This is a genomic window from Streptococcus sp. A12 (assembly GCF_905372335.1).
Lineage (GTDB): Bacteria > Bacillota > Bacilli > Lactobacillales > Streptococcaceae > Streptococcus.
This window is the reverse complement of record NZ_CAJPOU010000071.1, coordinates 1-6,013: the sequence shown is the minus strand read 5'-3', so window position 1 is coordinate 6,013 and position 6,013 is coordinate 1. Positions and strand designations below refer to the sequence as shown.

At 44.3% G+C, this 6,013-nt stretch carries 6 protein-coding genes; 5 read left to right on the top strand and 1 reads right to left on the bottom strand.

What is annotated here, in order from left to right; translation table 11 throughout:
• Positions 1-176: 176 nt before the first annotated feature.
• Positions 177-1,322 carry a molecular chaperone DnaJ gene (dnaJ, locus tag QZ158_RS07510; RefSeq protein WP_293887267.1) on the top strand — a complete coding sequence of 382 codons (1,146 nt, stop codon included), beginning with the start codon at positions 177-179 and terminating at the stop codon, positions 1,320-1,322.
• A 94-nt stretch (positions 1,323-1,416) separates the two neighbouring features.
• Here the strand turns inward: dnaJ and gdhA are convergent, their stop codons facing one another.
• On the bottom strand, positions 1,417-2,763 hold the full coding sequence (gene gdhA / locus QZ158_RS07505; protein ID WP_293887265.1) for an NADP-specific glutamate dehydrogenase: 1,347 nt from the start codon (positions 2,761-2,763) through the stop codon (positions 1,417-1,419).
• A 376-nt stretch (positions 2,764-3,139) separates the two neighbouring features.
• Here gdhA and QZ158_RS07500 point away from each other — a divergent pair, with 376 nt between their 5' ends.
• The 4 genes from QZ158_RS07500 to QZ158_RS07485 all read left to right on the top strand — a co-directional run.
• Positions 3,140-4,075, top strand: a complete 936-nt coding sequence (locus QZ158_RS07500; protein WP_293887263.1) for a dihydroorotate oxidase — start codon at positions 3,140-3,142, stop codon at positions 4,073-4,075.
• A 124-nt stretch (positions 4,076-4,199) separates the two neighbouring features.
• The gene (locus tag QZ158_RS07495; RefSeq protein ID WP_366928210.1) at positions 4,200-4,556 is read left to right on the top strand and encodes a helicase BlpT; all 357 of its coding nucleotides are present in this window, start codon (positions 4,200-4,202) and stop codon (positions 4,554-4,556) included.
• A 281-nt stretch (positions 4,557-4,837) separates the two neighbouring features.
• The gene (msrB, locus tag QZ158_RS07490) at positions 4,838-5,773 is read left to right on the top strand and encodes a peptide-methionine (R)-S-oxide reductase MsrB (protein WP_293887259.1); all 936 of its coding nucleotides are present in this window, start codon (positions 4,838-4,840) and stop codon (positions 5,771-5,773) included.
• A gap of 34 nt (positions 5,774-5,807) precedes the next feature.
• Positions 5,808-6,013: hypothetical protein (locus QZ158_RS07485; protein ID WP_293887257.1), on the top strand; the 206-nt coding region annotated here is incomplete at its 3' end.

Sequence of the window (6,013 nt, the reverse complement as noted above, 5' to 3'; positions counted from 1 at the left end):
AAGTATAGAAAACATCCTCTAAAGATGTACATGAAAATTATAGAAAGGAACAAAGAGTGTTCGGGGAATTGAACCCGAGCGGAAAGCTTGGAAATTAGATAAACCGCCTAAGAAATCAGGATTTCTTGTCGGTTTCCTAAATTTCAGTCGCTTTCTGTTCGCTCTTAGTATCTTGTATGAACAATACTGAATTTTATGACCGTTTGGGCGTTTCAAAGAATGCATCTCAGGATGAGATCAAGAAAGCCTATCGGAAATTATCTAAAAAATATCACCCAGATATCAACAAGGAGCCTGGTGCTGAGGAAAAGTACAAGGAAGTTCAAGAAGCTTATGAGACTTTGAGCGATGAACAAAAGCGGGCGGCTTACGACCAATATGGTGCTGCAGGAGCCAACGGTGGTTTTGGTGGCTTCGGTGGCGGAGCTGGTGGTTTCGGTGGTTTTAATGGCACTGGCTTTGGTGGTTTTGAGGACATTTTCTCAAGCTTCTTTGGAGGTGGCGGTGCAAGCCGCAATCCGAATGCTCCACGTCAGGGAGATGATCTTCAGTACCGCGTAAACCTCAAATTTGAAGAAGCCATCTTTGGAACTGAGAAGGAAGTCAAGTACCATCGGGAAGCTAGCTGTCGGACATGTGATGGGACTGGTGCTAAGCCAGGAACGAGCCCTGTAACTTGTGGACGTTGTCATGGTTCTGGGGTTATCAATGTGGATACGCAAACCCCGCTTGGGATGATGCGCCGTCAAATCACCTGTGATGTCTGTCATGGACGCGGTAAAGAAATTAAAGATCCTTGTACAACCTGTCATGGGACTGGTCACGAGAAGCAAGCCCACAGTGTCAATGTGAAAATCCCTGCTGGGGTTGAAACAGGTCAACAAATCCGCCTCTCTGGTCAAGGAGAAGCTGGATTTAATGGAGGGCCATACGGAGATCTCTATGTGGTGGTCAACGTTGAGCCGAGCGACAAATTTGAGCGTGATGGATCAACCATCTACTATAAATTGAACTTGAACGTTGTTCAGGCTGCTCTTGGGGATACGGTCCATGTTCCAACGGTTCACGGCGATGTTGACTTGGTCATCCCTGAAGGAACCCAGACAGGTAAGAAATTCCGCCTCCGCGGTAAAGGAGCACCAAGCTTGCGTGGAGGCTCTGTAGGAGATCAATATGTATCTGTTAATGTGGTGACACCAACAGGTCTAAATGACAAGCAAAAAGAAGCCCTTCGTGCATTTGCGGAAGCAAGTGATTTGAAGGTCAATCCAAAGAAAAAAGGCTTCTTTGATAAGGTTAAAGATGCCTTGGATGATTTATAAAATAAAAGAAGATTTGGTTTTTCCAATCTTCTTTTTTTATCAAGAAAAACACCTCCGAAACCAAAGGCTTCAGAGGTGTGGCAAAAGAATCAAATTAAACAAGACCTTGGGCAATCATCGCATTTGCGACATTTTCAAAGGCTGCGATATTAGCACCCGCAAGGTAATCTTTACCAAGACCGTATGTTTCAGCAGTTGTTTTAGCTGTGTTGAAGATGTTGGTCATGATGTCTTTGAGGCGTCCATCAACTTCTTCACGAGTCCATGAAAGGCGAAGGCTGTTTTGGCTCATTTCAAGCGCTGAAACGGCAACCCCACCAGCATTGGCCGCTTTAGCAGGTCCATAAAGGATGCCGTTTTCTTTGTAGACTTTGATGGCTTCAAGGTCGCTAGGCATGTTGGCTCCTTCAGAAACAACTTTTACCCCTTGAGCAACCAAGCGTTTCGCTGCTTCACCGTTGATCTCATTTTGAGTTGCACATGGAAGAGCGATATCATAGTTGCCAGCGTAAGTCCATACAGATCCTTCGTAGTAAGTAGCAGTTGGTTTTTCTGCAGCATACTCGGTCAAACGAGCACGACGTTTTTCTTTGACGTCTGTAAGAAGGTCAAAGTCAATACCGTTTTCGTCGATCACGTAACCGTTTGAGTCAGAGACAGAGATAACAGTTGCACCAAGTTCAGTTGCTTTTTGAAGAGCGTATTGAGCTACGTTACCAGAACCTGAGATTACGACTTTCTTACCAGCAAAGCTGTCGCCGTTAGCTTTGAGCATTTCTTCCGTATAGTAAACCAAACCATAACCAGTTGCTTCTGGACGGATCAAGCTACCACCGAAACCAAGAGGTTTACCAGTCAAGACCCCGGCATCAAATTGGCGAAGACGTTTGTATTGTCCGTAAAGGTAACCAATCTCACGTCCACCAACCCCGATATCACCAGCTGGGACATCAAGAGAAGGACCGATGTGTTTTTGCAATTCAGTCATGAAGCTTTGGCAGAAACGCATCACTTCAGCGTCTGTTTTTCCTTTAGGATCGAAGTCAGATCCACCTTTACCACCACCGATAGGAAGGCCAGTCAAGACGTTTTTGAAGATTTGTTCGAAGCCGAGGAATTTCAAAATCCCTTGGTTAACTGTTGGGTGGAAACGAAGTCCGCCTTTGTAAGGTCCAACAGCTGAGTTAAATTGAACACGGTAACCACGGTTAACTTGAACTTTTCCATCACGGTCAACCCAAGGAACACGGAAGCTAATCACGCGCTCAGGCTCAGTGATACGTGCCAAGATGTTTTCTTTGATGTATTCTGGATGTTTTTCAAATACAGGTTCCAAAGTGCTAAGAAACTCTTCAACAGCTTGAAGGAATTCCGCTTCATGGCCGTTGCGAGCTTTTACGGTTTCGAAAGTGCTTTGGATATATTCTTTTGCAGTTGTCATCATGTTTCTCCTTTTTTCATTGAAACGAATTCCAGCAGGTTAGCGAACTTACTGGTATATGGAGGCACTGCTGAAAGCAATGTCATGTTTTATTACGTCGATAATTATAGCAGACTTTTTTTGACTTGTAAAGAAAAAAGTTGAATTTTCTGAAAATTTTCACAACTACCTATGAAGTGGGGAAAATGGATGCGAAAGGACGATAGGAGATTGGATGAATGTCTGATTTTTCTCCTCTATATAGAAAATAAATGGATAACATTTAAGGTGATTTTTTTCAATTTCCGTACGTTTCTTGCTCTTTTTTGGTTTTCTAGTCATGAATCCTCCTTTTCGTGCTATAATGGCTGTAAGAATTCATTTCAAGGAGAAGAAGATGGTATCGACAAAGACGCAAATTGCTGGTTTTGAATTTGGCAACTGCCTGATGAATGCGGCAGGTGTGGCCTGTATGACCACTGAGGAATTAGAGGAAGTGAAGAACTCAGCTGCTGGGACCTTTGTGACCAAAACAGCGACCTTGGAGTTCCGTGCTGGAAATCCAGAGCCACGCTACCAAGATGTCCCACTTGGCTCGATCAATTCGATGGGGCTACCTAACCAAGGCTTGGACTATTATTTGAATTACCTATTGGAGTTGCAAGAAACGGATCCTGACCGGACTTTCTTCCTATCTCTTGTCGGTATGTCTCCTGAGGAAACCCACACCATCTTGAAAAAGGTGCAAGAAAGTGATTTTAAAGGTTTGACTGAATTGAACCTTTCTTGTCCTAATGTTCCGGGAAAACCTCAGATCGCCTATGATTTTGAGACGACGGACCGAATCCTGTCAGAGGTCTTTGCCTATTTCACCAAACCTCTTGGGATCAAGTTGCCACCTTATTTTGATATCGTTCATTTCGACCAAGCTGCAGCGATCTTTAACAAATACCCGCTCAAGTTTGTCAACTGCGTTAATTCGATCGGAAATGGTCTCTACATCGAGGATGAATCCGTGGTGATCCGTCCTAAGAACGGCTTTGGTGGGATTGGTGGCGAATACATCAAACCAACGGCTCTCGCCAATGTCCATGCCTTTTACCAACGGCTGAATCCAGAAATTCAGATTGTGGGGACTGGGGGCGTCTTGACTGGTCGCGATGCCTTTGAACATATCCTTTGTGGCGCGAGTATGGTACAAATCGGAACCACGCTTCATAAAGAAGGAGTGGGGGCTTTTGAACGCATCACTGCGGAGCTCAAAGCCATCATGGAAGAAAAAGGCTACCAAAGTCTAGAAGACTTCCGTGGGAAACTGCACTACATTGACTAATTTTTTGAAAAGAACTTCCTCGAGTGGAAACTTGGGGAAGTTTTTTATGGTTTCTTATCCAGAGAGAACATTCTGTTCCTAGTTTTAGAGATTTTCTATTTTTATAGAGAGAAAAAGGTGTACAATGGAGGTGAAAAGGAAGGTGATTTCGATGGGAGAAAGGGATGTGATTCAAGAGGCGAGGATGAAGATCGAAACTCTCCAAACAGCCTTTTCCAGGGAATGCAAAGCCAGTCCTGATGCCTTTCGATTTAAAGAAAATCTAGATCAGATGTTGAAAGTTTTATTGAAGGCTAGGCAGGTAGACAACCGCCTGTTGATCGAGTTGGAAAAGTTTTATCAGACCGCCAGTCTATTGATTGGTCTGGGTGGGCTAGCATTGAACGAAGAAGCCTTTCAAGCTTGGCGAGCTTATGATCACTGGCATTATGAGGTTGTGAAGTCTCAGTTACAGGTCTACGGACCGACGATGGTTTTGTAGTTGATGCTAGCTTTGTGTTTATCCACAGATATTCAAAGGAGGTGTGGGACATGTCTCTCATGCATGATTTTTTCCATCAGTTTTTAGTGTCTCTACGAAATCTTGGTTATTCGCTCTTTTTCTTATTTGAAAAATAAGTGGGAGTGCCTTTATCCCTTTTACTAGTATAGTAGAAGGGATTTTTGATGCAGAATCCTTGAAAATCTGAGGCTCTTGGATTATGATGGAGCTAATAGATGTTAAGCGTTCCTCTTAGGGAATGCAGGAAGCGAGGAAAAAAGATGGCAGAGATTTATCTAGCAGGTGGCTGTTTTTGGGGCTTAGAGGAGTATTTTTCTCGGATCCCTGGTGTAGAAAAGACGACGGTGGGCTATGCCAATGGCCAGGTAGAAACGACCAATTATCAATTGATCAAGGAAACGGATCACGCAGAGACCGTACAAGTCGTCTATGATCCAGACAAGATTACCCTACGAGCGATTCTGCTCTACTTTTTCCGGGTGATTGATCCCTTGTCCATTAACAAACAGGGAAATGATCGAGGTCGCCAATATCGGACCGGTGTCTATTATACAGACGAGGCAGATCGTGAGGTGATTGCCCACCTGTTCGCGGAAGAAGAGGAACAACTTGGAAGCAAAATCGCGGTTGAGTTGGAACCCTTGCGTCACTATATCTTGGCTGAGGACTACCACCAAGACTACCTCAAGAAGAATCCTGGGGGCTATTGCCATATCGATGTGACGGATGCAGCCCAACCCTTGATTGATCCGGCGGCCTATCAGAAGCCAGATCAAGAAACCTTAAAGGCGAAACTGACAGCAGAGCAGTACCAAGTTACCCAAGAAAGCGCGACGGAACGCCCGTTCCACAATGTCTATGATCAGACCTTTGAAGAGGGTGTCTATGTGGATATTACGACTGGGGAACCTCTCTTTTTTGCCAAGGATAAGTTTGCTTCTGGCTGTGGCTGGCCAAGTTTCTCCCGTCCCATTGCCAAAGATGTCATCCACTATTACCAGGACCATAGCCACGGGATGGAGCGGATCGAAGTTCGTTCCCGCTCAGGCAATGCCCATCTAGGCCATGTCTTCACCGATGGACCCAAAGACCAAGGTGGCCTTCGCTATTGCATCAACTCGGCCTCACTGCGCTTTATTCCAAAAGAGGAAATGGAGCGAGAAGGTTATGGATATTTGTTAAAGGCTTTGAGATAAGAGGGCTTTTCTATTAGATCGAAAAACGGAGTTTATGATGGAAAATAGAAATTTGTGGTTAACAATTTTTTCACTTTCGGCTATGGTAACTCTGATTGGATTAGGATTTACTGCCTATAATCATTTTGTATTCCATCAACCTTTTATGAATCGGACGACAAAAGGGTTGCTTTCGGCCTTTTTCATAAGTCTTGTCATGGTTTCGATTAGCTTGTCCAAATCAAACGATAAGAAGCGATG